This is a genomic window from Micrococcus sp. LASM2_SD2 (assembly GCF_057364565.1).
In genome coordinates this window covers 1-2314 of the sequence record NZ_JBNFOB010000296.1, presented here as the reverse complement: position 1 = coordinate 2314, position 2314 = coordinate 1, and the positions used below count along the sequence as shown (strand labels likewise).

Annotated in this window: 1 protein-coding gene and 1 pseudogene; one reads left to right on the top strand and one right to left on the bottom strand. The window is 69.4% G+C overall.

Annotated features, from left to right (window positions below):
* Positions 1-303: pseudogene (locus AC2W7A_RS11630) on the bottom strand (hypothetical protein); the annotation flags it as partial.
* A gap of 150 nt (positions 304-453) precedes the next feature.
* Here AC2W7A_RS11630 and AC2W7A_RS11625 point away from each other — a divergent pair.
* Positions 454-2202, top strand: coding sequence for a BCCT family transporter (locus tag AC2W7A_RS11625; RefSeq protein ID WP_485991484.1), 1749 nt, complete (start codon positions 454-456; stop codon positions 2200-2202).
* The last annotated feature ends 112 nt before the right edge of the window (positions 2203-2314 follow it).

The following is a 2314-nucleotide window of genomic DNA, read 5'->3' as shown; positions in this document are numbered from 1 at the left end:
GGCCGCCAGCAGGGGCAGGGCGAGCGCACCGTGGGCGTCGTGGAGCACGGCGATGCGGCCGGGGCGCCGGCCGGTCTCCTCCCACCCGGCCAGCGTGTCCAGCAGCAGTAGATCGGCGGCGTCGTGAGCCTGGCGCTCCCGGGAGCCGCGCAGCGGCGCACGGCTCAGCAGGGTGAAGACGAAGCCGGCGGTGTAGGCGTCCGGGAGGGCCCCCAGTGCGACGTCCGGGGTCAGGAGGGTGCCGTCGTCGTGACGGGCGGAGCGGCGCCGGCCGGGGCCGGGGGAGGAGGGGGAGTCGGACATGTCCTCCATCCTAGGAACAGGGAGGTGGCAGGGGACGATCTCGTGCCCGGGGCCGGGGGCGAAGGGTTGAGGCGTGCACAGCATCCCTCTACCGTGGAGCGCGTTCTTGCACAGCTTCCCTTGTCATCCCCCACCTCGGAAGGGTCCCCCATGCTCACGAGACTGCACAACAGCCTCGGCCTGCGGACGAACCCGCAGATCTTCTTCGTCTCGGCGGCCATCGTGGTCGTCTTCTCCGCCCTCATGGTGCTCATCCCGGGCGCCATGCAGTCCGGCTTCGGCTCGGTCGCCGGCTGGATCGCCGGCAACCTCGGCTGGTTCTACGTCGTGGCCATCACCGGGATGATCCTCTTCGCGTTCGGCATCGCCTTCAGCCGCTACGGCCGGCTCAGGCTCGGCGACGACGACGCGACGCCCGAGTACTCCGGCCTGGCCTGGTTCGGCATGCTCTTCGCCGCCGGCATGGGCGCGACGCTCATGTTCTGGGGAGTCGCCGAGCCGATCAGCCACTTCGCCGACCCGCCCGGATACGGCACCGAGCCGGAGTCCGTGCAGGCGGCCTCCGAGGCCATGGGCATCGCGAACTTCCACCTGGGCCTGCACATGTGGGGCATCTTCATCGTGCCCGCGCTGGCCTTCGCCTACTTCACGTACAAGCGCAAGCTGCCGCCGCGCATGTCCTCCGCCTTCCAGCCGCTGCTGGGGGAGAAGATCCACGGCCCGATCGGCAAGGCGATCGACATCCTGGCCGTGGTGGCCACCATCTTCGGCATCGCCGTCTCCGTGGGCCAGGGTGCCCTGCAGATCAACGGCGGCGCCAACATCATGTTCGGCGTCCCGGTGGCCGGCTGGGTGCAGGCGGCCATCCTGGCGGTCATCACCGCCGTCGCCCTCGTGTCCGTGATCGCGGGCCTGGACAAGGGCGTCAAGCGCCTGTCCTACATGAACATCGGCATTGCCATCGCCTTGCTGATCTACATCCTCATGTTCGGCGCCACCACGCAGGCCTTCCAGGGGACCGTGGAGTCCGTCGGCCAGTACCTGGCCATGATCCCGGCGCTGACCTTCTTCAACACCACCTGGGGCGAGTCCGACTGGACCGGCGACTGGACCGTGTTCTACTTCGCGTGGACGGCCACCTGGGCGCCGTTCGTCGGCATGTTCATCGCCCGCATCTCCCGAGGCCGCACCATCCGCCAGTTCGTGCTCGGCGTGCTCCTGCTCCCCACCGCCTTCACCTTCATCTGGCTGGGCGTCATGGGAGTCAACGCCTTCAAGATGGAGCTGGCCGGCGAGGCGAACTTCGTGGAGACCATCGTGGAGGAAGGGGACATCCCCGGCTCCCTGTTCCAGTTCCTCGGCCACTTCCCGCTCGTGGAGGTCACCGCCGTGGTGGCGCTGGTCTGCATCACCGTCTTCTTCATCACCTCCATCGACTCGGCGGCCCTGGTCATCGACTCCATGGCCTCCGGCTACGACGACGCGGGTCCCACCCGTCAGCGCGTGTTCTGGGCGATCTCCATCGGACTCGTCTGCACCGTGCTGCTGACGACCACTGGCGAGCAGTCGCTCTCCGCGCTCCAGGAGGTCATCAAGGTGATTGGCCTGCCCGTCACGTTGATGATGTTCGTCCAGGCCATGTGCCTGGTCCGCGCCGTCCGCGAGGACTACGGCGGCCTCGCCCCGGTCCGCACCCGCCAGTGGAAGCCGGTCATCCCGATCGAGGAGTACCACCGCCGCGCCGGCGAGGAGGAGCACGACATCACCGAGTACACGATGCGTCCCGCCTACGAGCCGGGCACCGAACCCGAGCACGACCACTGGGAGCCCAAGGGCGTGCGCGCGGACGACCGCACTCCCCGCCGCCGACCGGACGCGCCGACGCCGACCGGACGCTGACCGGACGGCGGAGGATCAGCCCTCGTCCACCCAGTCGTGGCCCGACCGGGACCGCTGTGCCGGTCCCGGCGTCACGGCGGCGAGGGCGGCCTCGAACGCCTCGATCCGGGGG